This window comes from Pseudomonas entomophila L48, from assembly GCF_000026105.1.
Lineage (GTDB): Bacteria > Pseudomonadota > Gammaproteobacteria > Pseudomonadales > Pseudomonadaceae > Aquipseudomonas > Aquipseudomonas entomophila.
Genome location: NC_008027.1, coordinates 4,722,931 through 4,749,210, shown reverse-complemented (window position 1 = coordinate 4,749,210; position 26,280 = coordinate 4,722,931). Strand labels below are relative to the sequence as shown.

General features: G+C 65.2%; 18 protein-coding genes. 1 reads left to right on the top strand and 17 read right to left on the bottom strand.

The window, feature by feature from the left end; genetic code table 11:
* Positions 1-74: 74 nt before the first annotated feature.
* From gcvP to arcD (PSEEN_RS20500), 10 genes are all read right to left on the bottom strand, one after another.
* Positions 75-2,930, bottom strand: a complete 2,856-nt coding sequence (gcvP, locus tag PSEEN_RS20545) for an aminomethyl-transferring glycine dehydrogenase (protein ID WP_011535490.1) — start codon at positions 2,928-2,930, stop codon at positions 75-77.
* A gap of 11 nt (positions 2,931-2,941) precedes the next feature.
* Positions 2,942-3,325, bottom strand: a complete 384-nt coding sequence (gene gcvH / locus PSEEN_RS20540; RefSeq protein WP_011535489.1) for a glycine cleavage system protein GcvH — start codon at positions 3,323-3,325, stop codon at positions 2,942-2,944.
* 266 nt (positions 3,326-3,591) lie between these two features.
* The gene (locus tag PSEEN_RS20535) at positions 3,592-5,091 is read right to left on the bottom strand and encodes an MBL fold metallo-hydrolase (RefSeq protein ID WP_011535488.1); all 1,500 of its coding nucleotides are present in this window, start codon (positions 5,089-5,091) and stop codon (positions 3,592-3,594) included.
* Entirely contained in the window at positions 5,081-8,698 is a 3,618-nt protein-coding gene (locus PSEEN_RS20530) for a S8 family serine peptidase (RefSeq protein ID WP_011535487.1), read from the bottom strand. The genes PSEEN_RS20535 and PSEEN_RS20530 overlap by 11 nt, the downstream gene beginning before the upstream one ends.
* A gap of 203 nt (positions 8,699-8,901) precedes the next feature.
* Entirely contained in the window at positions 8,902-10,410 is a 1,509-nt protein-coding gene (locus tag PSEEN_RS20525) for a sigma-54-dependent transcriptional regulator (protein ID WP_011535486.1), read from the bottom strand.
* Positions 10,411-10,617: 207 nt separating this feature from the next.
* On the bottom strand, positions 10,618-10,986 hold the full coding sequence (locus PSEEN_RS20520; RefSeq protein ID WP_011535485.1) for a DUF5064 family protein: 369 nt from the start codon (positions 10,984-10,986) through the stop codon (positions 10,618-10,620).
* A 56-nt stretch (positions 10,987-11,042) separates the two neighbouring features.
* Entirely contained in the window at positions 11,043-11,972 is a 930-nt protein-coding gene (gene arcC / locus PSEEN_RS20515) for a carbamate kinase (RefSeq protein WP_011535484.1), read from the bottom strand.
* A 114-nt stretch (positions 11,973-12,086) separates the two neighbouring features.
* Positions 12,087-13,097: an ornithine carbamoyltransferase gene (locus PSEEN_RS20510; protein ID WP_011535483.1), complete on the bottom strand. Its 1,011-nt coding sequence runs from the start codon at positions 13,095-13,097 to the stop codon at positions 12,087-12,089.
* Positions 13,098-13,166: 69 nt separating this feature from the next.
* The gene (gene arcA / locus PSEEN_RS20505; protein ID WP_011535482.1) at positions 13,167-14,423 is read right to left on the bottom strand and encodes an arginine deiminase; all 1,257 of its coding nucleotides are present in this window, start codon (positions 14,421-14,423) and stop codon (positions 13,167-13,169) included.
* A 31-nt stretch (positions 14,424-14,454) separates the two neighbouring features.
* On the bottom strand, positions 14,455-15,882 hold the full coding sequence (gene arcD, locus PSEEN_RS20500) for an arginine-ornithine antiporter (protein ID WP_011535481.1): 1,428 nt from the start codon (positions 15,880-15,882) through the stop codon (positions 14,455-14,457).
* Positions 15,883-16,307: 425 nt separating this feature from the next.
* Between arcD (PSEEN_RS20500) and arcD (PSEEN_RS20495) the strand changes: the two genes are divergently transcribed.
* Positions 16,308-17,735, top strand: coding sequence for an arginine-ornithine antiporter (gene arcD, locus PSEEN_RS20495; RefSeq protein ID WP_011535480.1), 1,428 nt, complete (start codon positions 16,308-16,310; stop codon positions 17,733-17,735).
* Between the two features lie 79 nt (positions 17,736-17,814).
* Here the strand turns inward: arcD (PSEEN_RS20495) and PSEEN_RS20490 are convergent, their stop codons facing one another.
* The 7 genes from PSEEN_RS20490 to gap form a co-directional block, all read right to left on the bottom strand.
* The gene (locus PSEEN_RS20490; protein ID WP_011535479.1) at positions 17,815-19,173 is read right to left on the bottom strand and encodes a CoA transferase; all 1,359 of its coding nucleotides are present in this window, start codon (positions 19,171-19,173) and stop codon (positions 17,815-17,817) included.
* 57 nt (positions 19,174-19,230) lie between these two features.
* Positions 19,231-19,644 (bottom strand): YbaN family protein, encoded by a 414-nt coding sequence (locus PSEEN_RS20485; protein WP_044488436.1) that lies wholly within the window; start codon positions 19,642-19,644, stop codon positions 19,231-19,233.
* 49 nt (positions 19,645-19,693) lie between these two features.
* Complete coding sequence (locus tag PSEEN_RS20480; RefSeq protein ID WP_011535477.1) at positions 19,694-20,299, bottom strand: biliverdin-producing heme oxygenase; 606 nt, start codon at positions 20,297-20,299, stop codon at positions 19,694-19,696.
* Between the two features lie 253 nt (positions 20,300-20,552).
* Complete coding sequence (locus PSEEN_RS20475; RefSeq protein WP_011535476.1) at positions 20,553-23,141, bottom strand: TonB-dependent receptor; 2,589 nt, start codon at positions 23,139-23,141, stop codon at positions 20,553-20,555.
* A gap of 125 nt (positions 23,142-23,266) precedes the next feature.
* The gene (locus tag PSEEN_RS20470; protein ID WP_044488435.1) at positions 23,267-24,229 is read right to left on the bottom strand and encodes a FecR family protein; all 963 of its coding nucleotides are present in this window, start codon (positions 24,227-24,229) and stop codon (positions 23,267-23,269) included.
* 93 nt (positions 24,230-24,322) lie between these two features.
* On the bottom strand, positions 24,323-24,835 hold the full coding sequence (locus PSEEN_RS20465; protein ID WP_011535474.1) for an RNA polymerase sigma factor: 513 nt from the start codon (positions 24,833-24,835) through the stop codon (positions 24,323-24,325).
* Between the two features lie 210 nt (positions 24,836-25,045).
* Complete coding sequence (gene gap, locus PSEEN_RS20460; protein WP_011535473.1) at positions 25,046-26,047, bottom strand: type I glyceraldehyde-3-phosphate dehydrogenase; 1,002 nt, start codon at positions 26,045-26,047, stop codon at positions 25,046-25,048.
* Between the last annotated feature and the right edge of the window lie 233 nt (positions 26,048-26,280).

Here is a 26,280-nt window from a genome sequence, read left to right as displayed (position 1 = left end):
TGGGAGCGGCCTTGCCGAGGCGTCGGACCGGTCGGAAAGGGCCGCACAGCGGCCCCAGCTTTCCCAAGACCGCCTCAGACGTCCTGATAGCTCTCGATCGACGGGCAGGCGCACACCAGGTTGCGGTCGCCGTACACGTTGTCGACCCGGCCCACCGGTGGCCAGTACTTGCCTTCCACCAGGCTTGGCAGCGGGTAGACCGCCTGCTCGCGGCTGTAGCCATGGGCCCACTCGCCGGCCAGCTCCGCCGCGGTGTGCGGGGCGTTCTTCAGCGGGTTGTCGTCCTTGTCCAGGCTGCCATTCTCGACGGCGCGAATCTCTTCGCGGATCTGGATCATCGCGTCGCAGAAGCGGTCCAGTTCTTCTTTGGACTCGCTTTCGGTCGGTTCGATCATCAGCGTGCCGGCCACCGGGAAGGACATGGTCGGGGCGTGGAAGCCGAAGTCGATCAGGCGCTTGGCCACGTCGTCGACGCTGATGCCGCTGGTGTCCTTGAGCGGGCGCAGGTCGAGGATGCACTCATGCGCCACCAGGCCGTTGCCACCGGTGTACAGCACAGGATAGTGCTCTTCCAGGCGGCGGGCGATGTAGTTGGCGTTGAGGATCGCCATCTGCGAGGCGCGTTTCAAACCCGCGCCACCCATCATGCGAATGTACATCCAGGTGATCGGCAGGATGCTGGCGCTGCCGAACGGTGCGGCACAGACCGCGCCCTGGGTGTTTTCCAGCGCGGCGTGGCCAGGCAGGAACGGCGCCAGGTGCGACTTGACGCCGATCGGGCCGACGCCCGGGCCGCCACCGCCGTGGGGGATGCAGAAGGTCTTGTGCAGGTTCAGGTGCGAGACGTCGCCGCCGAACTTGCCCGGGGCGCACAGGCCGACCATGGCGTTCATGTTGGCGCCATCGATGTACACCTGGCCGCCGTTGTCGTGGATGATCGCGCAGATCTCGCCGATGGCTTCCTCGAACACGCCGTGGGTCGACGGGTAGGTGATCATGATCGCCGCCAGGCGCTCACGGTGTTCGATGGCCTTGGCGCGCAGGTCGTCGATGTCGACGTTGCCGCGGGCGTCGCAGGCGGTGACCACCACGCGCATGCCGGCCATGTGCGCGGTGGCGGGGTTGGTGCCGTGGGCCGAGGACGGGATCAGGCAGATGTCGCGGTGGCTGTCGCCGCGGCTGCGGTGGTAGGCACGGATCGCCAAGAGGCCTGCGTACTCGCCCTGGGAGCCGGCGTTGGGCTGCAGCGACACGGCGTCATAGCCGGTGGCGGCGCAGAGCATGGCTTCCAGCTCGGTGGTCATCTGCAGGTAGCCCTGGCTCTGCTCGGCCGGGGCGAATGGGTGCAGGTTACCGAACTCGGCCCAGGTCACCGGGATCATCTCGCTGGCGGCGTTGAGCTTCATGGTGCACGAACCCAGCGGGATCATGGTGCGGTCCAGCGCCAGGTCCTTGTCGGCCAGGCGGCGCAGGTAGCGCATCAGCTCGGTTTCGCTGTGGTAGCGGTTGAATACCGGATGTTCGAGGATGGCCGACTGGCGCAGCAGGGCGGCCGGCAGGCGCACGGCGACGCTCGCGGCCAGGGCGGTGAAGTCCGGGGTGGCCTGGCCGTCGGCGAACAGCTGCCACAGGGCCTCGACATCGGCCTGGCTGCTGGTCTCGTCCAGCGACAGGCCCAGGTGGGCGGCGTCGACCTGGCGCAGGTTGATGCCCTGGGCGCGGGCCTTGTCGTGCAGGGCGCCAGTGGCGTCGCCGGTGGCCAGGGTCAGGGTATCGAAGAACTCACCGGTGACCACTTTCATGCCCAGCTTGGTCAGGCCGGTGGCCAGGATGGCAGTCAGCGCGTGGGTGCGCTCGGCGATGCGCTTGAGGCCGGCCGGGCCGTGGTACACGGCGTACATGCTGGCGATGTTGGCCAGCAGCACCTGGGCGGTGCAGATGTTGCTGGTGGCCTTCTCGCGGCGGATGTGCTGCTCGCGGGTCTGCATGGCCAGGCGCAGGGCACTCTTGCCGAAGCGGTCGATCGACACACCGACCAGGCGGCCCGGCATGTCGCGCTTGAACGCGTCGCGGGTGGCGAAGTAGGCCGCGTGCGGGCCACCGAAGCCCAGCGGCACACCGAAGCGCTGGGCGCTGCCGATGGCCACGTCGGCGTCGAATTCGCCTGGCGGAGTGAGCAGGGTCAGGGCCAGCAGGTCGGCGGCCACGGCCACCAGGGCGCCGGCGCCGTGGAAGCGCTGCACCACCTCGCGGTAGTCGAACACGTCGCCGTTGCTGGCCGGGTATTGCAGCAGGGCGCCGAAGTAGGCGCTGACGTCGCCCAGTTCACGCTCGTCGCCCACCACTACCTCGATACCCAGCGGTTCGGCGCGGGTGCGCAGCACGTCGAGAGTCTGCGGGTGGCAGTGCACGGAGGCGAAGAAGGCGTGGCTGGCCTTGTTCTTCGACAGGCGCTTGCAGAAGGTCATGGCTTCGGCGGCGGCGGTGGCTTCGTCAAGCAGCGAGGCGTTGGCGATCGGCAGGCCGGTGAGGTCGCTGATCAGGGTCTGGAAGTTCAGCAGCGCTTCCAGGCGGCCTTGGGAGATCTCGGGCTGGTAGGGGGTGTAGGCGGTGTACCAGGCCGGGTTTTCCAGGAGGTTGCGCAGGATCGGCGCCGGCGTGTGGGTGTTGTAGTAACCCTGGCCGATGTAGCTCTTGAACAGCTGGTTCTTGCCGGCGATGGCTTTCAGCGCGGCGAGGGCGTCGGCCTCGCTCTGGCCGTCTTCGCTGCCGAGCACGCTGGTGCCCTTGATGCTGTCGGGGATGACGGCGGCGGTCATCGCTTCCAGCGAGTCGAAGCCCAGCGCGTTGAGCATGGCTTGCTCGTCAGCGGCTCGCGGGCCGATGTGACGGGCGATGAATTCGTTGGCGGTGCCGAGGTTGATGGTCATGGTGCGGTACCTCAGGCGTCGTCGTTGGCTTTGAGCAGGCGGTCGTAGGCGTCCTGGTCGAGCAGGGCGCTTACTTCGCTCATGTCGGCGGGGATGAAACGGAAGAACCAGCCTTCGCCCAGCGGGTCTTCGTTGACTAGCTCGGGGCTGTCGTTCAGGCCATCGTTGACGGCGACCACTTCACCGGTCAGCGGCATGTACACGCCGCTGGCGGCTTTTACCGATTCCACGGTGGAGGCTTCGGCGCCCTTGTCGTACTGCTGCAGTTCCGGCAGTTGCACATAGACCACGTCGCCGAGGGCGTTCTGGGCGTAGGCGGTGATGCCTACGGTGACGCTGCCGTCAGCTTCGACGCGCAGCCATTCGTGATCTTCGGTGAAACGCAACTCGCTCATGGGAATTCCTCGGGAAGCAGGGGCGTTGGGCGTGGTTGGGCCACGCTCTTAAGGTTGGGATTCCCTTAGCAATAATGCGGCCAGACTATAAATATCCTTATAAATCAAATATTTAATTTGTTTATTGGAAATACGATCCGTCTGCATGGAACGAAATCGATACACATGGCTAGCGATTCGAAAGCGCTGGAGGATCAAACCCTTGCGCAGACGCTTCCGAATTCATGTGGAATGATTTGATTACGGTGGATTGAATTCGATACGGGCTAGGCCACGTCGAACTCGATCCACGTGCGACGCTGGTCGTTTCCCTTGCCGACACTGCCCACCCGAAGTGCCTTGATCGAGCCGGACGGTGCCTGGAAGGAAGCTGTTCCTTTCAACAGTTGCGCATCGTCGGCGCGTACGACGCGTTGGTGGCACTGGGTATCGAGGGCCGCCAGCAGCGAAGGGAATGGCATCCGGCCCCAACGCACTTTCCCGGCATCCTCCGCGTTGGTAGGGATGAAGGCCGTCAAGTCCTCACTGATCATCAACTCGAGCCCCTTGGCCTTGGCCGTCGCGTTCTCGCTGCCATGGTGACCCACCTTGTAGTAGACCGTCCGCTTCAACAGATCTGGGCCGGTCACGGTGGTGCCGTCGGGCATCTTCCAGGTTGCATCCTGCCAGCTCAGCCAGTTGCCGATCTGCGCGTCGGCGGCGAACAGGACGACACGCCCGGTCGCCACTATTTCGAAGGCGAGGACCAGGCTGGTGTTGTTGATCTTGTTGTCGAGTTGCATCGCCAGCGTGCCCGCGCCACCAAGCCAGTCGAAGTCGATCCGACGCCAGGCCTGGTCGGTCGCGCTCGCGTCGACTGTCTTTGCGGATTTGCCCGTGTCCAGCAGGTCGGAGTGGTCGCTTGGGCCGTAGTAGTGCGCGTAGGCGAAACGGCCGATGGGGTCTGCCGCGAACGTCTTGCCTGGGCGCGTCAGTTCGCTCAGCGGGGTGCCCTGGCTGGCGTCGAAGGGTGCTGTCGGGTCAGTGAAGCCGCTGCCCGATGCCGCCGCGCGGAACGCATTCGTGAGCGATTCGGCGGTGCGCAGGCCTTGCAGGCTGTTGGCCATCGGGTAGCGCTCACCGACACGGTCGATGATGTCGAGGTAATCGGCGTTTCGCGAGGGGGCCAGGACATACACCCGGACTGCGGGTACGCCGGGCATGTCGAGGGGGGCGAGCGTGGGCTCGAGGTACCTGACGCCCGCCTTGCCCAGCTTGGCGGCGGCATCGCGCATGGCGCGCACCGTCTCGCCCTGGGCGCCGAAGCTGAAGGCCAGGAGCTGGTCGAGGCCGTCGCGAAACGCTGCGGTGCCTGCCGCGTTCGCGCCATGCAACTGACGGCTGGCGCCGGACAGGGCACTCAGGGCCTGCTGCTTGAACCTGTCCAGCTGCTGGGCCTGGGGATCGCTGGGGGATTCGGTCCAAGCCATCCACACCTCGCCGATGCTGAAGCGCGAAAAACGGTTCGAGGATTCGCGGAAGGCACTGATGTGGTCGGTGTGCTCGTGGGTCAGCACCAACACGTCGATCTTGCCTTTGGTCCGCTGATAGAGGTCTTCGACGATGTCGTCGATGATCTGCGAGCCGCCCTTGATGGCGGTGTGGATCCCGCAGTCGATGAGCATCCAGAAGTCGCCGCCACCCGCTGTGTCGAAGCGCAGCAGGTGGCAGTCGCCAATGCCCTGGCAGTAGTGGCGGATGGTGAAGCCTGGCTGGTCAGTGGGCATGGCCGAACTCCCCGTTGTGGGTGTGCAGAAGCGCGAACGGCTCGCTCGGGGTGTTCGCGAAATAGAGGGACTGCAACGCACCGAAGCCGCCGCCCGAGGCGCTCTGCCGCTGCCGGGCGAGGCGGCTCTCGCTGCCGCAGTTCTTGACGATGGCGTAGTGGATCTCACAGTGGTTCTTGCTTGGGTCGATGATCAGCGTCACGCCACCGCGGAACCACATTTGTGGCCCTTGCGGGTCACTCGGGTCCACCGGCACGCGGCGGCGCTGCATGATTGTCGCCACCACCTCGGTGAAAAAGCTGCCATCCGGGGCGACACGCCGTGCGGGGCGCACGCTGGAGACCGAGAAGTTGGTCCGGCCGGGGCTCGCCGGCTCCGCGATCTCTCCGTCCTCGGTGTACTTCGGCACGTCGGGAAGCAGGCCGAAGGCCGGGTACAGTTCGGGGTGGCGCTTGAGAAGCCGGGAGAGGCGTTCCCACAGTGTCTTGCTGTTGGTTTCGTTAAGCCTGTGGATCGCTTCCCGATCGAGCTTGAGGTCCCAGCCAAAGTCGAGGTCCTTGACCAGCGTTTTCAGCCACTTCGGTCGCGTATCGACCAGTGTTCCCCAGGCCAGTGACTCTTCCGAGACCGTGCGCACGTCCGCTGGCAGCAGGTTGCGCTTGCGGAACGCGTCCATGAAGGCGACGCGGTAGTGGAACCGGTCGACGGCCACCAAATCGATATCGGCGGTGATCAGTGCGCGCAGGTACTCGCCGAAGGTGATGTCGACGGCGGGGCAATAATCCAGCGCGCGGATGCAGATGCGCAGCACATGCCGGGCGGTCTTGCAGGTTTCTTCGGTGAGGCGCTCGACCAGATCGGGGAGCAGGGCGCCCCTGGGCAGTAGCCCGCTGCCGTTGGTGGCGATACGGACAAGGTCCGCCGTGCGGCGGTCGACGATGCTGAGGAACGCTTCATAGACCGCCGAGACGAGGATCGAGCCTCGTGCGTGCACCTCCAGCTCGTCGGGGTAGCTGGGCTTGTCGCCTTTGGCGAGGTAGTCGCGCAGGGGCCCGCCACGGTGGGTTCCTTCGCCGAACTGCTGGGCCAGGGAGCCCAGCAGTTTCGCCGCATCCAGCCGGCCACGGGCCTGGCGCACCTGGAAACGCACCAGCTCGGGGATCGAGAAGTGCTGGAACAGCGCGACGATATCGGCGAAGGCTTCGTGAAACGCCGGCACGTCTGGGTTGGAGGCATCCTGGAAGCTGCGATGCAGACCGTCGAGCAGGGCGTGGGACATCTCATGGGCGATGATGTCGCTGGACAGGCAGGCAAACACCATGCTGCCGCCAGGGGTGGCGGCGGTCGCCGTCGAGGTGGACTGGAAGTAGCCGAACAGCAGCGCCACCTTGTCGGGGCTGTAGTAGGCGTTTTCGGTGCGCAGTGCGTGGGGGTAGATCCGCAGCCTGCGCACGCTGTGGTACTCGTAGTGCGGCTGGCCCTGCCCGCCGGTGCCCGCGACCTTGCGCGAAGCCCAGAGCACACGCCGGCCCAAGGCTTCCTCGAAATTCCTGATGGTCTTCATCGCCACGGCGTAGACCATCTGCTGGTGGAAAGCCGGGTTGCCTTCGGAGGGCGGCCAGCCATCCTGGGCCAGCAGCTTCGGCTCGTTCAGGTCCACCGGGTCGTAGAGGCGGTCGGAGGCGGGGTCGATGTCGACGATCTCGAGGTACTCGCCAACCGGTCCTGGTTCGAGTTTTTCCCAGGGGACGTTGATGACGGTCTCGTTGATCTCGACGGAGTCCAGCTGCTTGGCGATGGACGGGTCAAGCGCATAGACGCGCAGGCGCCGTGGCGGGGTGGGGAGTTGCTTGGTCTTGCGTGCGATGCGTGGGCCCTCGGCTACCGTGACGGGGCCCGTGGCTGGGACGCCTTGGGGCCGGCCAAGGTGCCTTTCAAGGAAGGCTTTCAGAGGCGCTGAAGGACTGCCGGAATCAAGTGCCGCCTCGAGGTAGCGATTGAGCAAGGCCGCTGGCATGTCAGTGCCGATGTCACCGTCGGGTAGCGCCTCGTCCACTGCGCGATGGCGCTGCGCCATTTGCGTCAGTTCGAGCGCCAGCATCTGCTCGACCGCCGATGCCTGGCCCGGGGCAAGCGAGACGCCGCCAGCACCGGTGATCAGGTTGAGCCAGCTCCAGCTGGGCTCTGCCGGTGAGGTCTTCACGAGCACGTCCTTTGCCGGTGGCGCAATGCCAAGGGCCGCGTTTGCCTGCAGCACGCCCCGTCCGATCTTCTCGAGGGTTTCTTCCGCGTCCATGGCGCCGGTGGTGCGCAAGGCCGATCCAAACAGGGCCGCGCGTGTTGCCTCGACGCGCATCCACGGCTCCGGGTACGTGGCCAGTTCCGTTTGATGGCTGGCCATCCATAGCGCGGCGGCGGCTGCCAGCTGTGGCGTGGCCGAGGAGGTGCCCGCGCCGTCCATGCTGACCAGGTTGCCGCAGCCGAACTCGGCCCACGGCACGTTGGGGGTGAAGGCGCCCATTGCCGTCTGCATCTTCGATGCCGGCCCATAGTTGCCTTGCATGGTGCCCGGGCTGAGTCCGGTGTAGGCGCGCCCGTTGGCCATCACCCCGCAGGCCGCAAGTACGCGCTTGAAGCGGGCGGGGAACACGATCGAGCCGGGTGTCGGTGCCCAGGCGTAGTTGTTGCCTGCTGCGGTGACCATGAACACGCCGTGCTCGTAGGCCAGGTTGACCGCATCGGCGAGGGCGCGGGAGGACAGGCCGCCCATGCTCATCGACAGGATGTGCACCTTCTGTTGCACCGCGTACTGGAAGCCCTGGACCATGCTGCTGGTCGAGAAGCGCACGACCCAGTCGGCGATGCGGATGGGGATGACGGTGGCGTGTGGCGCGCCGCCGACGAAGCCGGAAAAGCCCTGCGCGATGGCGGGGTTGTTGATTTCGTTGCCGGCCAGGAGGCTCAGCGTGGCATGGCCATGGCCCTGGTTGCGCACGGCCGTCCAGCCATCCGGTGTGCGATCAGTCGCGTCGTTGGGGTGATCACGGTCGCGAAAGTTGCGTTGGTTCTGTTTGTCGAGGTTCAGGGGCAGGGAAGCGTGGTTCGGGTCGTAGCCGGTGTCCAGGTGCGCGATCCGGATGGCCTGCTGCTGGTCCTTGGCGACCTTGCCCCGCGCAGCGCCCAGCTGCGTGAATCGGTCGTCAAGGTGCCATTGGTTGTCATCCTTTACCACGGCCTTCTGGCCTGACTTGTCCTGGGGATGAAAGGTGCAGGCCGCTGCGGCCAGCGCGGTCGCGGGTGCCGGCGACTCGGTGAGCCAGGCTTGCTCGATGTCCGGTTCGACGAACTCGATTGGCGTGGTCCCGGTGGCGGCAAAACCCGCCCCGTGGGCCAGCATGGCATGGGCGGCGTCCCAGGAGTTGGTCGTGGGCGGCAAGGGGGCACGGTACCAGGTCGAACCCTGCGTGGCCGCCACGCCGGCGATACCAGGTTGGGCGGGGATCGTCAGGATCGCTTCCATGTCCGGCGCGCCGACTGCGGCGGCCAGCCCCTGTCTGTGTCCGTCGCTCAAGCTCCCCCGAATCTTGACCAGCAGCGCCTGTGCCATGGTGTCCCTCCCTGTCCGTGCCGAGTCCCCCTGCGCAGGTTGATGGCAGGGTGCCTTCAGCGTAGCCGGTCCTGGCCGTCGCGCCCTTTGTAGGAGCGGCTTCAGCCGCGATGCAGGCACCACGGTGTGTGGCACCCGCTTCGCGGGTGATCGCGGCTGAAGCCGCTCCTACAGAGGTCGCGCCAAATCGAGTGGTTCCAGGGTCAGGCTTTGCCGGGGATGCCGTACTTGCGCAGGCGCTGGGCAATCGCCGTGTGCGAGGTCTGCAACCGCCCAGCCAGCTGCCGTGTCGAGGGATAGCTGGCATACAAGCGCTGCAGCAACTCCCGCTCGAAATCCCCCACCGCCTGCTCCAGGCTCGCCACTTCGCCATCGTGCCCCCGGGCTACCGAGGTACCGGCAATGTCCAAGTCGCCGATGTCCACCACGTTGCTTTCGCAGATGGCCGCCGCGCGGAAGATCACGTTCTGCAACTGGCGCACGTTGCCCGGCCAGGGGTTGCCCAGCAGCGCCGGATGGGTGGCCGGGGCCAGGCGGCAGGGCGGGCGCTGGATCTGCGTGCAGGCCTGCTGCATGAAATACTGCGCCAGGGACAGGATGTCCTGGCCACGATCGCGCAGCGGCGGGACCTGCAGGTTGAGCACGTTGAGGCGGTAGAACAGGTCTTCGCGGAAGGTGCCTTCGGCAACCATGCGCTCCAGATCGCGGTGGGTGGCGCTGATGATGCGCACGTCCACCTTCACCTCGCGGTCGCCGCCCACGCGGCGGAAGCTGCCATCGCTGAGAAAACGCAGCAGCTTGGCCTGCAGGTACGGTGACATCTCGCCGATCTCGTCGAGAAACACCGTGCCCTGGTTGGCCAGTTCCATAAGCCCCGGTTTGCCACCTCGCTGGGCGCCGGTGAAGGCGCCGGGAGCATAGCCGAACAGCTCGCTCTCGGCCAGGCTCTCGGGCAGCGCCGCGCAGTTGAGCGCCAGGAACGGCGCGTTGTGGCGGCTGCTGATGGCATGGCAGGCGCGGGCTACCAATTCCTTGCCGGTGCCGGTCTCGCCGTGCACCAGCAGCGGCGCGTCGAGGGTGGCCACGCGCAGGGCGCGGGCCTTGAGGGTGCGGATGGCCGGGGAGTCGCCGAGCATGGCGTCGAAACCTTCGGCGTGGTCGTGGTGCAGGGCCGACAGGCGTTCGCCCATGCGGTTGGGCGGGTACAACGTCAGCAGGCCGCCGGCGTGGGTGATCGGCGTGGCGTCGAGCAGCAGGCTCTGGCCGTTGAGCTGCATCTCGCGCATGGGCAGGTGGAAGTTGTTGTCCAGCAACGCTTGCAGCAGATCGGAGTCGCCGAACAGCTCACCCACCGAGCGCCCGGCCGATTCGCGGCCGCACAGGGCGATCAGCGCGGGGTTGGCCAGCAGCACCTTGCCGGCGCTGTCCACGGCCAGCACCGGGTCGCTCATGGCGGCGAGCAGGGCGTCGAGTTGCAGGTGGCGGCGTTGGCCGGGGAGGATGTCGACCACTTCCACCGATTGCACGCCGCGCACCTCGAACAGGGCGTCGTGCAGCTCTTCGAGCACGGCGGGGCTGAGGGTGGGGGCGTCGATGTAGACGTTCGGCGGGACCATCTCCACGGCATCGAGGTTCAGGTTGCGGGCGCCGAGCAGGGCCAGGACTTCCTGGGTGATGCCGACGCGGTCGATGAAGCTGACGTGGATGCGCATGGGGGGCAATTATGGCCGAGGGAGGCCGTAGTATGCCTTGGGAGCCGGGGCTAGCCCAACATTGCCGGGGGCGCGTTGCGCCCCTTTCGCGACGCAAGGCCGCTCCCACAGGTATCTCACCGCTTTTAGATACGGCGTTTTACCTGTGGGAGCGGCCTTGCCGAGGCGTCGGACCGGTCGGAAAGGGCTGCATAGCAGCCCCAGAAGTCACTCGAGGTGTTCAGGTTTGATCGGGTCGCCCGATTTCACATCCAACTTGGTGCGAATGTCTTCGAACATATAGTCATACAGCTTGTGCGGCGAGCCGAGGTTCTCGAACTTCTTCGGTGGTGGCAGGTACGACTGGGCCTTGCGGCTCAACTGCATCAGAAAGCTCGGCAGCACCTGGTCCTTGGCCAGGAAGAATTTTTCATCGACGGTCTTGCCCTCGATGTGGCCGTGCATGCGGAACTGGATACCTCTGCCTTCCTTGGGGTCGGTCGCCGCCTCGTACTCGATATTGAGGTCATAGCTGTGGTCGTTCGTGTTCAGCGCGGTGCGCTCGATATGCACGTGACCGGGTTGATACTGGGCCATGGCGGAATCCTCCGGAAGGTTGAAAACGGCGGGCGCCAGGCACCCGCCAACTGCATTCAACGGTAGCTGATACCGGGCATCTGCGTGGAAACCCGGGTGCCGGCGGTGCCTTTGACGATGTCCTCGATGTTCTCCAGCGAACTGATCACCGCCACCTTGCCGGTATGGCGGGCGAAATCGCAGGCGGCCTGGACCTTCGGCCCCATGGAGCCGGCGGCGAAGCCCAGCTTCTCGAGTTCGTCGGGGTGGGCCTGGGCGATGGCTTTCTGCGTCGGTTTGCCGAAATCGATGTACGCCGCGTCGACATCGGTGGCGATGATCAGCAGGTCGGCGTCCAATTGTTCGGCCAGCAGCGCCGAGCACAGGTCCTTGTCGATCACCGCCTCGATGCCTTTGAGCTTGCGGTTCTCGTCATACAGGGTGGGGATGCCGCCGCCGCCGGCGCAGATCACGATGCTGCTCTTTTCCAGCAGCCACTTGATCGGGCGGATCTCGAAGATGCGCTTGGGTTTAGGGCTGGCCACCACGCGGCGGTACTTGTCGCCGTCGGGCTTGACCACCCAGCCTTTCTCCTTGGCCAGGCGCTCGGCTTCGTCCTTGGCGTAGACCGGGCCGATGAACTTGGTCGGGTCCTTGAACGCCGGGTCGTTGGCGTCCACTTCGACTTGCGTGAGCAGGGTGGCGAAGGGCACCTCGAAGGCCAGCAGGTTACCCAGCTCCTGTTCGATCATGTAGCCGATCATGCCTTCGGTCTCGGCGCCGAGCACGTCCAGCGGATAGGCTTCATCCGGCTTGTACGACAGCCCCTGCAGCGACAGCAGGCCGACCTGCGGGCCGTTGCCGTGGGCGATGACCAGCTCGTTGCCGGGGTGGATCTTGGCGATCTGCTCGGTGGCGGTGCGGATATTGGCGCGCTGGTTGTCGGCGGTCATCGGCTCGCCGCGGCGCAGCAGGGCGTTGCCGCCCAAAGCAACAACGATACGCATGGGGAATGTCCTTTTGATGGGTGGCACGTCCCTTGTAGGAGCCGGCTTGCCGGCGAATGCGGTGGCCCGTTCGCCGGCAAGCCGGCTCCTACGCGAGGGTGCGTTGCGACCGGGTTACAGGTCGGCCAGGGTCGACACTAGGATCGCCTTGATCGTGTGCATGCGGTTTTCCGCCTGCTCGAAGGCGATGCAGGCCGGTGACTCGAACACGTCATCGGTCACTTCGATGCCGTTGGCCAGGTCCGGGTACTGCTCGGCGATCTGCTTGCCGACCTTGGTCTCGGAGTTGTGGAACGCCGGCAGGCAGTGCATGAACTTGGAACGCGGGTTGCCGGTGGCCTTCATCAGCTCCTTGTTCACCTGGTAGGGCTTGAGCAGCTTGATGCGCTCGCCCCAGGCTTCGATCGGCTCGCCCATCGACACCCAGACGTCGGTGTGGACGAAATCCACGCCCTTGACCGCCGCTTTCGGGTCTTCGGTCAGGGTGATGCGCGCGCCGCTTTCCTCGGCGTATTTATGGCAGCGCTCGACCAGGTCGTCATGGGGCCACAGGGCCTTGGGCGCGGCGATGCGCACGTCCATGCCGAGCTTGGCGCCGATCAGCAGCAGCGAGTTGCCCATGTTGTTGCGAGCGTCGCCCAGGTAGGCGTAGCTGATGTCGTGCAGCGGCTTGTCGCTGTGCTCGCGCATGGTCAGCACGTCGGCAATCATCTGGGTCGGGTGGTATTCGTCGGTCAGGCCGTTGAACACCGGTACGCCGGCGAACTTGGCCAGCTCCTCGACGATCTCCTGCTTGAAGCCGCGATACTCGATGGCGTCGTACATGCGCCCGAGCACGCGGGCGGTGTCCTTCATGCTCTCCTTGTGGCCGATCTGCGAGGAGTTGGGGTCGATGTAGGTGACGTTGGCACCCTGGTCATAGGCGGCGACTTCGAAGGCGCAGCGGGTGCGGGTGGAGGTCTTCTCGAAGATCAGGGCAATGTTGTTGCCCTTCAGGTGCTGTTGCTCGGTACCGGTGTACTTGGCGCGCTTGAGGTCGCGGGACAGGTCCAGCAGGTAGCGCAGCTCGCGAGTGCTGTGGTGTTCGAGGCTGAGCAGGTTGCGGTTGTGGATATTGAACGCCATGACGGTTCTCCTTGAGTTCGGTTGGAAGCCCGGCCGCCGCTTCGTGGGCGCGGCCGGGTGCAGTGGGCGTTAGTAATCGATAGGGTCGCGCACGATCGGGCAGGTCATGCAGTGGCCGCCGCCGCGGCCCCGGCCCAGTTCGCCGGCGCTGATGGTGATGACCTCGATCCCGGCCTTGCGCAGCAGGGTATTGGTGTAGGTGTTGCGGTCGTAGCCGATGACCACGCCGGGCTCCACGGCCACCACGTTGTTGCCGTCATCCCATTGTTCGCGCTCGGCGGCGAAGCTGTTGCCACCGGTCTCGACCACGCGCAACTTGACCCCCAGGTGCTCGCCGACCACCTCGATGAACGACTTGTTCTCGCGGCGCACGTCCATGCCGTAGGGCTTGCTTTCGTCGGGGCGGATGATGAACGGCACGATCTCTTTCACCACTTCCGGGAAGACCGTGACCAGATCGCGGTCGCAGAAGCTGAACACGGTGTCCAGGTGCATGGCGGCGCGGGATTTCGGCAGGCCGGCAACGATGACTTTCTCCACCGCGCCCTTGGCGAACAGGTTTTGCGCCAGTTGGCCGATGGCCTGGCGCGAGGTGCGCTCGCCCATGCCGATGAGCACCACGCCCTTGCCAATGGGCATCACGTCGCCGCCCTCGAGGGTGGCGTTGCCGTGGTCCTTGTCCGGGTCGCCGTACCAGACCTGGAATTCGCCTTTTTCGGTGAACTCCTTGTGGAATTTGTAGATGGCGGTGGTCAGCAGGGTTTCCTGGCGTCGCGCCGGCCAGTACATCGGGTTCAGGGTCACGCCGCCGTAGATCCAGCAGGTGGTGTCGCGGGTGAACTGGGTGTTGGGCAGCGGCGGCAGGATGAAACTGGAGTGGCCGAGGTAGTCGTTGTACATCTTGACCACGCTGGCGCCTTCGCTTTCCGGCAGGTCCTGGCCGGCCACGCCGCCGATCAGGAATTCGGCCAGGTGGCGAGGGTCCAGCCCTTCGAGCCAGCTGCGCACTTCGTTGGTGAGGCCGACGCCGACGGTGTCGGAGGTGATCTTGCGGTCGAGAATCCACTTCAGCGCTTCGGGTTGCTGGACGATGTCGGTCAGCAGGTTGTGCATTTCCAGCACGTCGACGCCGCGCTCGCGCATCTTGGTGACGAAGTCGAAGTGGTCGCGCTTGGCCTGGTCGACCCAGATCACGTCGTCGAACAGCAGTTCGTCGCAGTTGCTCGGGGTCAGGCGCTTGTGCGCCAGGCCCGGGCTGCAGACCATCACTTTGCGCAGTTTGCCGGCTTCGGAATGAACGCCGTATTTCTGTTTCTCAGTGGACATGGTGAATCCTCCTGTAAAGCGAAGTCGTGGTTCAGAGCGTCAGGAAGCCGTCGTACAGGCCGTAGGCCGCCACCAGGGCGCCCGCGACCACGGCGGCGAAGATCAGTTTTTCGACGTTGGTGAAGATCGGTTGACCGACCTCGCGCTTGGCCTTGGCGAACAGGATCGCCCCAGGGGCGTAGAGCAGGGCCGAGAGCAGCAGGTATTTCACGCCGCCGGCGTACAGCAGCCAGATCGCATAGAGCAGGGCGATGCCGCCGATGATCAGGTCTTTCTGGCGTTCGGCCAGGGCCTGTTCGTAGGTCTCGCTGCGCACCGCCAGCAGCACCGCGTAGGCCGCCGACCACAGGTAGGGCACCAGGATCATCGAGGTGGCGAGGTAGATCAGCGACAGGTAGGTGCTGTTGGAGAACAGGGTGATGACCAGGAAGATCTGCACCATGGCGTTGGTCAGCCACAGGGCGTTGGCCGGCACATGGTTCTGGTTCTCGCGGCGAAGGAACTCCGGCATGGTGTGGTCTTTCGCGGCGGCGAACATGATCTCGGCGCACAGCAGCACCCAGGACAGCAACGCTCCCAGCAGCGAGATGATCAGGCCCACGCTGATCAGCACCGCGCCCCAGTGGCCGACCACGTGCTCAAGCACGGCCGCCATCGACGGGTTCTGCAGCTTGGCCAGTTCCGGCTGGGTCATCACGCCCAGCGACAGCACGTTGACCAGCACCAGGAACAGCAGCACGGTGACGAAGCCGATGACCGTGGCCTTGCCCACGTCGGAGCGTTTTTCCGCACGGGAGGAGAAGATGCTCGCGCCCTCGATGCCGATGAACACCCACACGGTGACCAGCATCATGTTGCGCACCTGGTTCATCACGCTGCCCAGTTCAGGTGTGCCCAGGGCCCAGATGTCGGCGGTGAACACATCGAGCTTGAAGGCGAACAGGCAGATCAGGGCGAACAACGCCAGCGGCACGACCTTGGCCACGGTGGTGACCAGGTTGATGAACGCCGCTTCCTTGATGCCGCGCAGCACCAGGAAGTGCACCGCCCACAGCAGGATCGACGCGCCGATCACCGCCGCCGGGGTGTTGCCCTCGCCGAACACCGGGAAGAAGTACCCCAGGGTGCTGAACAACAGCACGAAGTAGCCGACGTTGCCCAGCCAGGCGCTGATCCAGTAGCCCCAGGCCGAAGAGAAGCCCATGTAGTCGCCGAAACCGGCCTTGGCGTAGGCGTACACCCCGCCGTCGAGGTCAGGCTTGCGGTTGGCGAGGGTCTGGAAGACGAAGGCGAGGGTGAGCATGCCCACCGCGGTGATGGCCCAGCCGATCAGCACGGCCCCAACGCCAGCGCTGGCGGCCATGTTCTGTGGCAACGAGAAGATCCCGCCGCCAATCATCGAGCCGACGACAAGTGCAACAAGTGCACCTAGTTTTAGTTTTCCGGGAGAATCAGACATTTAACGACTCCGTACCAGGAGAAAGTTGACCTCAGAATAAATCTGACGCCTGGATCATTCGCTGACTTAGATCAGTTCATGCCCGCATGAAGATCAGAAAAATCTCTCATGCGCCTCCTGGAGGATGCCGACAGCTCTGACGCAGGCCTTGTGCGCTGGCACCTCCGTGTCCTTCTAGAGCAAACGCTCCGTTTCGCCTGCGAACTGTGAAGTTAGACCGTTTTAGGGTTTTCGCAAATTTTTCACAGTAAATAGCGACAGGTTTAGACGGCTCGTGAAGTATTCGACAACTGTGATTTTTATGAGGGGGATGCCATAGACATTCCGGTTATGAGTGCTATAGGTTTAATGGCTCGATTTGATAAAAATCCTGTAACAATAATATTGGTAAATACGTTTACGCGCGCCCGCGCACGAGGAACCCCATGAGCGAACCAGGACAGAAACTGCGCCTTGGCGCGCTCATCGCGCTGGTGGTCGGCTCGATGATCGGTGGCGGGATCTTCTCGTTGCCGCAGAACATGGCCGCGCGCGCCGACGTGGGGGCCGTGCTGATCGGCTGGAGCATCACCGCGGTGGGCATGCTGGCCCTGGCGTTCGTGTTCCAGACCCTGGCCAACCGCAAACCGGAGCTGGACTCCGGGGTATACGCCTATGCCAAGGCCGGTTTCGGCGACTACATGGGCTTCTCTTCGGCCTGGGGCTACTGGATCAGCGCCTGGCTGGGCAACGTTGGCTACTTCGTGCTGCTGTTCAGCACCCTGGGCTTCTACTTCCCGGTGTTCGGCGAAGGCAACACGCCGGTGGCCATCGGCTGTGCCTCGTTGCTGTTGTGGGCCGTGCATTTTCTGGTGCTGCGTGGCATCAAGGAGGCCGCCTTCATCAACCAGGTGACCACCGTGGCCAAGGTGGTGCCGTTGCTGATGTTCATCGTCATCGCCGCCTTCGCCTTCCGCGCCGACATCTTCACCCGCGACATCTGGGGGCTGAGCAACCCCAAGTTCGGCAGCGTACTCGAGCAGGTGCGCAACATGATGCTGGTGACGGTGTTCGTGTTCATCGGCATAGAGGGCGCCAGCGTCTATTCCGGGCGTGCGTTGCACCGTTCGGATGTGGGCAAGGCAACGGTGGTGGGCTTTCTCGGCGTGCTGGCGTTGCTGGTGCTGGTCAATGTGCTGTCGTTGGGGGTGATGACCCAGCCTGAACTGGCGGGGCTGCAGAACCCCTCGCTGGCCTCGGTGCTGGAGCATATCGTCGGGCCCTGGGGCGCGCTGTTGATCAGCATCGGGTTGGCGGTTTCGCTGCTGGGGGCCTTGCTGTCCTGGGCGTTGTTGTGTGCCGAGATCCTGTTCGCCACCGCCCGCGACAAGACCATGCCGCAGTTCCTGGCGCGGGAGAACAAAAACCATGTGCCGGCCAATGCCCTGTGGCTGACCAACGTGATGATCCAGGGCTTCCTGCTGATCACCTTGTTCTCGGCGGGCACCTACACCAGCCTGATCTACCTGGCGTCGTCGATGATCCTGGTGCCGTACTTCTGGTCGGCGGCCTACGCGGTGTTGCTGGCGCTGCGGGGGGAGAGCTACGCGGGGCAGGGCGGGCTGCGGCGCAAGGACCTGCTGGTGGCGGTGATCGCGTTGTTGTATGCGGTCTGGTTGCTGTATGCCGGCGGGCTCAAGTACGTGCTGTTGTCGGCGTTGCTGTATGCGCCGGGGGTGATCCTGTTCGCCCATGCCAAACGTGAGCAGGGGCAGGTGTTGTTCACGGCCTGGGAGAAGCTGATATTCGCGGCGGTGCTGGCCGGGGCCGGGCTGGCGGCCTATGCGCTCTATTCGGGGCTGCTGAGCCTGTAGGAGCCAGCCTTGCTGGCGAAGGGCGCACCTCGGTGTACCGGGCAAGGCTGCGCCTTGCGTTCGCCAGCAAGGCTGGCTCCTACAAAAAGCCTTGCCAGCAGGCTTTGGAAGAGCCGAGTTCACAGGCGCCCAGGGACCAGCTCAGCCGTGCTTCCCCCACTTTGAGTGGCGCTTTGATCCGTCGCGTTTCACCCCAGGGTGTTCGTTCGAGATGCGGGTCTAGATCGTCGGCCGACTCCGGCGCCAGCGGCAGGTCCTCGTCCATGGTCCCGTGCTCCACCAGCAACTTCGCCGTGCGCGCCAGCGATAGCCGTGAGCGGCAACCCTGGCCGGTCAGCAACCGTTCACCCAAGGCACGGATCGCCTCGGCCGCCATCAGATACCCCGTGGCATGGTCCAGCGCTTGCACCGGCAGCGGCACCGGGCGCTCCGCCTGCCGCCAGCGCATGCCGGCGCGGGCGATGCCGCTGCTCATCTGCACCAGGCTGTCGAAACCGCGGCGGTCCCGCCAGGGGCCGCTCCAGCCATAGGCGTTCAGGCTTACGTCGATCAACCCAGGGTTCAACTGGCGGCGCCACTCGGCGCCCAGACCGAGGTGTTCCAGCGCGTCGGCGCGATAACCGTGGACCAGCACGTCGGCTTCGGTCATCAGTTGCTCGAATAGGCGACGGCCCTCGGGGGTGTGCAGGTCCAGGCGTGCGCAGCGTTTACCGAGGGTCACTTCGGCGGCGACGGCCGGCTCTTCCCAGCCGGGCGGGTCGATGCGCAGCACGTCGGCGCCAAAACCCGCCAGCAGCCGGGTGGCAATGGGGCCGGCGAGGATGCGGGTGAGGTCCAGCACCTTGATGCCGGCCAGCGGCCTGGCCTCGCTGCCGTGCCAGGGCCGGCACGGTCCGGCGAAGGTGTCGCGCAGGATCAGTGGCTGCGCGTTCACTGCCCGGCCCTGAGGGTGCTCACACCATTCCAGCCAACCGCGCATTCGCGCCGCGCAGCCTCCGGCCGCGACCACGGCGGCCTCGAGTGCTTCGGCGTTCCATAGCGCCACACGTCGGGCCACGCTGGCACGATCAGTCACCGGGCCGAGCACGCTCACGACGGCGGCACGGTGATGCGCCGCATTGGTGTGCAGACGAATCCAGCCGTCACGAGCCGGGTAGTCGCCAGCGATGGCATCCCACAGGGGCGGTGGCTCCCAGCCCTGGGGGCGCAGGCTGGTGGCGAACCAGAAGGAGGCCAGGCGCCGGTCTACGCGGACCAGCGGGCAGCTGTCCAGCTGGCCTCGCAGCAAGTTGGCCAGGGCAAGGCCAGCGGCGGCGATACTGGCCGAAGCCAGCCCGGTGACGGCGAACGCGGAGGGTAGGGTACCGATACCTTGCCAACGCACGGCGGCAGGATCGAGGGTCAGGGAATGAGCGATGGTCTCGAGCAACGGCTGCATGCAGGATCCTCCTTCGTGGATCCAATTGCAGTACATCCTGCGCCGGGGCGCAAATGCTCAGCGTTGCAGTTCGACGGCAGCGGGTGTGATCGGGCGCTCGGGGCGCGACCAGATCCACAGGTTGCCCAGGGTCATGCCGGCGATGGCGAGGAACACCGGCCAGTGGTGGTCGAGGAAGGTCAGCATCAATCCTGCGCACAGCAGCATGCTGATGGTGGCGCTGACTTTCGCCCGGCGCTGGATCACCTTGCCGTTGCGCCAGTTGTACAGGATCGGGCCGAACAGGCGGTGATTCTCCAGCCACGCCGACAGGCGCGGTGAGCTGCGGGTGGCGGCCCAGGCGGCGAGGAGGATGAACTCGGTGGTGGGCAGGCCGGGGATGACGATGGCGACCAGGCCGATCCCCAGGCTGACATAAGCCAGGATCGCATACAGCAGGCGGGACAGTTTCGAGCGGGCGATTCGGGTCATGGTCTCACGGCAACGGTGTGGCCGCCCGAGGGCGGCCGGGTAAAGCGTGTCAGGCCAGGGCGGCATCGGTCGCGTAGGCATGCTTGAGCAGTTCGGTGAAGCGCTCGAAGGCGGCGACCGCGCCACGTTCGGCGGCGGCTTCTTCCTCCGGCGACAGTTCCAGGCTGTCGAGGATGCGGGTGAACTGCTTCCAGCCTTCGGCGCGGCCACCGGCCGGCTCGCCCAGGTGACGGGCGCCGAAGCTGTCGGACAGCTCGAGGGCCACGGCACGCTTGATCAGGAACGCGGCGCCCAGTTTGGAGCCTTCGGAGACGAAGATCCAGCCCATGGCCTCACCCAGGCTTGGCGACTGCAGGGCACCGGCCACTGGGGAGGGAACTTCGGTGTCGAGGTCAGCCAGGTCCAGGCGGGCCTGTTCGGCGCGGCAGCGTTCGGCCAGGTCAGGGACGATGGCGATCAGTTGCGGGTCGGTGTACAGCGCCTGCAGTTCGGATTGGAACAGGTACTGGGCGACCACGAAGCGGGCGAAGCTCTCGCGGGTGTCGAACGGCTTGTGCGACTTGACCAGGGCATCCAGCTCGGTGTGCGGGGCGTGGGTGATCTGGTTGAGGCGCTGGGAGCGCAGGGCGGCGCGCTCGGAGGAAGGGGCGTTCATGGGGCATCCTTGGAAAATAGGGCGTCTAGTGACAAGACGAAACAGAAGACGCGGGACAGTAAAAAAACCTCACCTGCGAAGTGAAATCATTCTCATGAATCGAAGTCAGGGCCGTCGCGCATTGATTCGGCGCGGTCTGTGTAGGAGCGGCTTCAGCCGCGATCACCCGCGAAGCGGGTGCCGCACACTGTGGTGCCCGCTTCGCGGCTGAAGCCGCTCCTACAACCGCGATACAGCCGCCGGTTTCGGTCGATCAGATGTCCCACACCAGGTTGATGGCGAAGTTGCGCCCCGGCATGGTCAGGCGATCCAGGTTGGCCGGCTGGGTCACCCCGGCTTCGCCCAGCGCGTCGTAGCCGCGCACGTCATCCCACTGCCAGTACTTCTTGTCGGTCAGGTTGTACAGGCCGGCGTTGACGGTGATGTCGTCGGTCACCTTGTAGTAGCCGGTCAGGTCCAGCACGCCGTAGCCCGGGGTGCGGAACTGCTTGCTGGCGCCATCGGGGGCGAAGAAGGTGGTGTCGTCGACACGGTCCTTGCGCTTGACCAAGGTCCAGCTGACCAACCCGCCGTAGTTCTGCTGCTCATAGCCCAGGCCCAGTACCGCAGTCAGCGGGTTGACACTGTTCAGTGGCTGGCCGGTGTCGTCGTTGCGGCCACGGGCGTAGGCCAGCGAGCCCTGGGTGTACAGGCCTTGCGCGGCACCGAAGTGGTCGAGGTTCAGGCGGCCCTTGAACTCGGCGCCCTTGATGGTGGCGTGCTTGATGTTGTTGGCCTGGAAGGTCGAACCCAGGTTGGCCGACTGCACGGCGTCCTCGTTGATGAAGTCGCGGTACTTGTTGTAGAACACCGCCACGTCGAAGTTGCCGGCCTCGAAGTTGCCGCGCAGGCCGGTCTCGTAGCTCTTGCTCTTCTCCGGTTCCAGGTTCGGGTTGGGCTCGACGCTGTAGCCGAGGGTCGGGTTGTCGAAGCGCCCGTACATGGCCTTGGCGGTCGGGGTGCGGAAGCCTTCGGCGTACTGGCCGTACCAGGTGTAGTTGTCGTTGAAGGCATAGGTGACGCCGAATTTGGGCGAGACGCGGTGCCACTTCTTGTCCGAGTCGTCGATGCTGCCGGGCGCCGCGCCGGTGCCCTGGATACCGCGCAGGAACTCGGCGGTCATCTTCGGCTCCATGCGGGTGTAGTCATAGCGCGCACCCGGCAGGAAGGTCCAGTTGTTCCAGCGGATCTCGTCCTGGGCAAACAGGCTGTAGGTGTTCACGGTCGGGTCCGGGAAGTCGCTGACCAGCACCTGGCCGTCGCTCGGGCTGTTCTGGCCGATGGCCCGGCAGCTGCCACCCACGTTCAGGCAAGTGCCGGTGCCGCTGCGCGAGCCGGTGACTTTCTCGTGCTTGAGGGTGGTGCCGTAGGTCAGCAGGTGCTCGGTGGCGCCGATGCTGAAGGCCTTGTCGAACTGGCCGTCGAAGACCCACTGGCGGTCCTTGTAGGTGGTCTGGCGGTCGCGGAACACCTGGCGGCCGCTGGCGAAGTACAGCTCGTCGGTGCGCTGGTCGGTCTTGGCGATCTGGTAGTTCAGGCTCCACTTCACATGGTCGGCGACCAGGCTGTCGAGGCCGAACTCGTGGTTGATGCCGAAGCGTTCGCGGGTGACGGTGTCGTTGCCCTGGCGCATGCGGTACATGTTCGAGGCGCCACGGCCCGGAATGAACGGGCCGCCCACGGCGCTGAGGATGTTCTGGTCACGGTCATCCTTGTAGTGCTCGTAGGTGAAGCCCAGGCGCGCGTCGTCGGCGTAGTTCCAGCCGAGCTTGGCCAGCACGTTGGTGGTGCGCACGTCTTCCGGGTTGGCCTCGCTGCGGTCCAGGCCGGTGCCGCCGTGCTCGCCGTAGGATTCGGTCTCGTGGCCGTTGCGCTGGCTCAGGTGCAGCAAGCCGTCGAAATCGCCCTGGCGGCCGGCGACGGTGGCGGAGGTCAGCCAGCTATCGTCGGCGGAGCTGTAGCCGGTCTTCAGGCGCGCGCCGACATCCTTGCCAGGCTTGATGATGTCGTCGGGGTCGAGGGTGAAGTAGCTCACTGCGCCGCCGATGGCGTTGCTGCCGTACAGCACCGAGGCCGGGCCACGGAGGATTTCCACGCGCTTGACGATTTCCGGGTCGACGTAGTTGCGCTGGGTCTGGGCGTAGGGGCCGTAGAAGAAGCTGTCGGGGATCGACACGCCATCGACCTGGGTGAGGATGCGTTCACCGTCGATGCCGCGGATGTTGTAGCCGTTCAGGCCACTGCGCTGGCCGACGCCGCCGACCGAGACGCCCGGTTCGTAGCGCACCAGTTCCTTGATGTCGTTGACGTTCTGGCGGTCCAGCTGTTCGCGGGTCTGCACGCTGACGGTGCTCGGCACCTGGCTGACGTCCTGGGCGCTGCGGGTGGCGCTGACGGTCACCTGTTGCAGGGCGATGGCATTGCCGGCCGCCTGGCGTTCCAGCACCACGTTACCGTTGCCGATCTTGCGGTAGCTCAATCCGGTGCCGTGCAATAGCCGTTGCAACGCGGCCTCCGGAGCCAGCGAACCTTGTACGCCTGGCGACGCCACGCCCTCGGCCAGCTCCGCGCTGAACCCGACTTGCCAACCGGTCACCTGGCTGAACGCATTGACGGCTGACACCAGCGGCTGCTGGGCGATGGCGAAACGGTAGTCGCCCATGCGCGGGCTGCTGGCCTGTGCCGGCTCGGCGGCCAGCGTCGGCAGGCTGATGGCGCCGCTGGCAAGCAGGGCCAGGGTCAGCAGCGACAGTTGCCCGCGGCGGCGGGATGTGGAGGACGGGCGGGTTTGACCAGTGGACATCGAAAGCGCTCCCTGTCGCGCGAAGGGTTATAGGCAGTGGCTGTTCTCGTTTTCGAACGAGAATCAATCGTATTGGCTATAACGAGACGGGCGAGGGAAGGCGATCGCGTAAAAAAACTTTCAGGTCAGTTGAGGATTACCAGTGCAGGGTATTCGTGCAGTTGCGCCGAGGTGATATGGGCGAGGGCGCGCAGGGTTTCCAGGGGTTGGTCGAGGCGGTAGTTGCCGGTGACGGCGACCTGCTCGAGGCGTTCATTGTGGTTGATGATCCAGCCGGGGTAGTAGCGGCGCACCTCGGCGAGCACCTGGCTCAATGGGCAGTTCTCGAATACCAGGCGACCCTCGATCCAGGCCAGCTCCTTGCGCAGGTCCGGGCGCTGGCGCTGGCCGAAGCCGTCGGGGCCGACGCTGATGCTGTCGCCGGCGCTGAGGCGGATGCGCTGATCGCTGGCCGCCTGCAAGTCGACATCGCCGCGTTGCACGCGCACCTGGGCCTGGCCATCGAGGTAGCGCACGGCGAAATCGGTGTCGCGCACGCTGGCGCGCAGCGGTCCGGCTTGCACTTCCAGTGCGGGTTGGCCGCCATCGGATACCTGAAAGTACGCCTCGCCCTGCAGCAGGCGGGCTACCTGGCGCCCGTCGCGCACATCACTGGCGAAGGCCGAGTTGGTGTTGAGCAGGACCTTGGCGCCATCGTCCAGCTGCAGGCGCTGCCGCTCGCCGACCACGGTCAGGTGGTCGGCTTGCAGGCGCACCGGCAGGTTGCCGAAGGTGAACAGCCCGACCAGCAGCATGGCGGCGGTGGCCAGGGGCTTCCAGTGGCGGCGCAGGCGCCCGCCGGCAGTGCGGCGGCGCTGCTGGTGCAGCTGGCCGGCGGCCTGGCGCAGTGGTGCGCCGTTCCACAGCGCCTCGGCTTCCACGTAGGCCTCGGCGTTTTCCGGCTCGGCACCCAGCCAGTGCTCGAAGGCCTGGGTGTCCTGCTCGTCGGCGCACTGCAGGCGGATCAGCCAGTCCATCGCCTCTGCGCGGGCACGGGCACGGGCGTCAGGCGCGGCGGGTGTCGGGCGAGGGGAGGGCAGGTCGGTCACGAGGGGTCCTTGCGGCGGGCTTTTTTGCGCATGATCAGTGCTGACCAGGCGCATGGCAAGGGCTTTGCGCGGTTGGACTGGCGAGCGGTGCTGTCACTGGTGCCGGTCGGCCACGCCCATGCAGATGGCCATGATCAGTTTCAGTTCCTTCTGTACCGTGCTGGCCGAGACCTGCAGTTGTTCTGCGATCTCCAGGTAGCTGGCGCCATGCAGACGGCTGAGGATGAAGATGCGCTGCTGGCGCTCGGTCAACTGGCTGAGGCTGACGCTCAGGTGCTTGAGTAGTTGTTCGGCATGGGCGGCGTCTTCGCTGCTGCCTGCAGGGGCAGCGACATTGTGCAGAACCTGCTCGGGGACATCGTCGACCAGTGTGCGGGCCTGCACCCGACGGGCGCGCAGATGGTCCAGGGCGAGGTTGCGGGCGGTCTGGAAGACGAAGGGCTCCAGGTGCTCGATGGGACGTTCGCCCAGGGCGCGGGTCACCCGCAGGTAGGTTTCCTGCAGCAGGTCCTCGGCGGTACTGGGGTTGCCCACCATGCGTTGCAGGGTACGCAGCAGCGTGAGGCGCTGGTTGAGGAAGACTGAGTTGAACCGGGATTGACTCACGGGGAGACCTGACCGCTTTGGGGTGAATGATAATGCTTATCATCCATGCTTCAGGTCAAGTGCGGAATTGTCATGAGCGGGTAAATATTGGGGGGCGCACGGGTGACTGTAGGAGCGGCTTCAGCCGCGATGCAGACATCGCGGTGTTTGGCACCCGCCTTGCGGGTGATCGCGGCTAAAGCCGCTCCTACAGGTACAACGCCGCGAGGGTCACTTGGCGTTGAACAACGCCAGGCAGTTGTCCAGCATGCGGTTGGAGAAGCCCCACTCGTTGTCGTACCAGGCCAGTACCTTGAGCATGCGGCCATTGGCGCGGGTGTGGTTGGCGTCGAAGATCGACGACAACGGGTTGTGGTTGAAGTCGCACGACACTAGCGGCAGCGCGTTGTAGCCCAGCACCCGGGAGTGGCGGCTGGCCTCGAGGAACACCTGGTTCACTTCCTCCGCCGTCACCTCGCGCTTGAGGTTGACGGTGAGGTCGACCAGCGACACGTTGATCACCGGTACCCGTACCGCCATGCCGGTGAGCTTGCCAGCCAGTTCCGGCAGCACCAGGCCCACGGCCTCGGCGGCGCCGGTCTTGCTCGGGATCATCGACTGGGTGGCCGAGCGCGCACGGTACGGGTCGGTGTGGTAGACGTCGGTGAGCACCTGGTCGTTGGTGTAGGCGTGGATGGTGGTCATCAGCCCCTGCTCGATGCCGAACTCACGGTGCAGCACCTGGGCGACCGGCGCCAGGCAGTTGGTGGTGCACGAGGCGTTGGAGATGACCTGGTGCGAGGCGCGCAGCACGTCGTGGTTGACCCCGTACACCACGGTGGCGTCGGCGCCCTTGGCCGGCGCGCTGACGATCACCTTGCCAGCCCCTGCAGTCAGGTGCGCGGCGGCCTTGGCGCGCTCGGTGAACAACCCGGTGCACTCGAACACCACGTCGATGGCCAGGGCTTTCCAGGGCAGCTCGGCGGGGTTGCGGATGGCGCTGACGGCGATGCGGTCGCCGTTGACGGTGAGGCTTTCGTGGTCAGACTCGACCGTGGCGTCGAAGGTGCCGTGGACACTGTCGAACTTGAGCAGGTGGGCGTTCATCGCGCTGTCGCCCAGGTCGTTGATGGCGACGACCTGCAGGTCCTGACGGTAGCCGTGCGTGTAGAGTGCACGCAGGATATTGCGTCCGATGCGACCGAAGCCGTTGATGGCGATGCGAAGGGTCATGGCGTTACCTCTGGCAGTCAGGTGAAGCCTGTGGCACAAAGAGTAGCTTCACTGAAACGGTTTTGTTGTTGGAATTACAAGATTATTCATCGAGTGATAGAAAACAAGCCTTTTTGCTGGCAGTATTTTGTTTAAACATACAACGAGTGGTCGGGTCAGCCCTTCCCCGAACGTGTCAGGCGTCTTTCTCTAGAGCCTAGGTCGCAATCGTTTGGAGGGAAAATGCCCGGTGA